This window comes from Pseudomonas sp. 21615526 (assembly GCF_013386245.1).
In the GTDB taxonomy this organism is placed as follows: domain Bacteria; phylum Pseudomonadota; class Gammaproteobacteria; order Pseudomonadales; family Pseudomonadaceae; genus Aquipseudomonas.
Genome location: NZ_JACAOM010000124.1, coordinates 1 through 1,545 on the forward strand (window position 1 = coordinate 1; position 1,545 = coordinate 1,545).

A 1,545-nucleotide genomic window follows, 5' to 3' on the forward strand; every position below is an offset into this window, starting at 1 on the left:
ATTATAGACAGATATAAAACGCCGTCAACAGTTAATTTCAGGTTTATTCGGATTTAAGCGTAATACGCGCAAATGCCTTCTTGCCGGCCTGGCAAACGTGGGTCGCGCCCAGCTCGTATATAAAGGTGCGATCGACAACCTCACCATCTATACGCACACCGCCAGACCCCAGAAGGTCGCGCGCCACCGCCGAGTTCTTCACCAGGCCCGCCTTATTAAGGACGGCAGCGATCGGCATTGCCTCGCCAGCAGTCAATTCAATCTCAGGCAGATCATCCGGCAGCTCGCCATCCTTCATACGGTTACCCGCAGCACGGTGAGCACTGGCCGCAGCCTCTTCACCATGGAAGCGCGCAACAATCTCTTCAGCCAGCTTGATCTTCACATCCCGCGGGTTAGCCCCAGCTTCCACTTCAGCACGCAATGCATTGATCTCATCCATCGAGCGGAAACTCAACAGTTCGAAGTAACGCCACATCAGCGCATCCGGAATCGAAACCAGCTTGCCGTACATCACACCCGGCGCTTCCTGGATACCGACATAGTTACCCAGGGACTTGGACATCTTCTTGACGCCATCCAGCCCTTCCAGCAACGGCATCGTCAGAATGCACTGAGCCTCTTGCCCATACGCACGCTGCAGCTCACGCCCCATCAGCAGGTTGAACTTCTGATCAGTACCGCCCAGCTCGACATCGGCACGCAACGCCACCGAGTCATACCCTTGAACCAATGGGTACAGGAACTCATGGATAGCGATCGGCTGATTAGTGGAGTAGCGCTTATCGAAGTCATCGCGCTCGAGCATGCGAGCAACGGTGTACTGGGACGTAAGACGAATGAAATCCGCCGGCCCCATCTGATCCATCCAGGTGGAGTTGAAGGCCACCTCGGTCTTGGCCGGATCAAGAATCTTGAAGACCTGGGTCTTGTAGGTCTCGGCGTTATCGAGAACCTGCTCACGGGTCAGCGGCGGACGCGTAGCGCTCTTGCCGCTCGGATCGCCGATCATCCCGGTGAAGTCACCTATAAGGAAGATCACCTGATGCCCCAGTTCCTGGAACTGGCGCAGCTTATTAATAAGCACCGTATGCCCAAGGTGCAGATCCGGCGCCGTCGGATCAAAGCCGGCCTTAATACGCAGGGGCTGGCCACGCTTGAGCTTTTCGATCAGCTCAGCTTCGACCAACAGTTCTTCCGCACCACGTTTGATCAGCGCTAGCTGCTCTTCAACCGACTTCATAACAGACCCGCAAGGCTCAGATTCAAAAGGGAACCAACCATACAAGATCAGGGACTAATTACAAGTTTTGCCCTGCGCACGGACACCGTTCAGCAAGCCCAGCGTTCGCAAGCTTGCACCACAGATGATTTGGTTATATTTTATACAGTTATTTCATCTTCATCATGTCATTCATCTTTTCCAATTCATCTTTTCAAAGTCAAAATTACTTATGACCACAGAACCGTCTAAAGCGCCGCCGCTTTACCCGAAGACCCACCTGCTCGCCGCAAGTGGGATCGCCGCCCTTCTGAGCCTGGCAC

The 1,545-nt window shown here is 54.2% G+C and carries 1 protein-coding gene; it reads right to left on the bottom strand.

Annotated features, from left to right (window positions below):
• Positions 1-43: 43 nt before the first annotated feature.
• Entirely contained in the window at positions 44-1,243 is a 1,200-nt protein-coding gene (tyrS, locus tag HX786_RS27235; RefSeq protein ID WP_003210928.1) for a tyrosine--tRNA ligase, read from the bottom strand.
• Positions 1,244-1,545 lie beyond the last annotated feature (302 nt).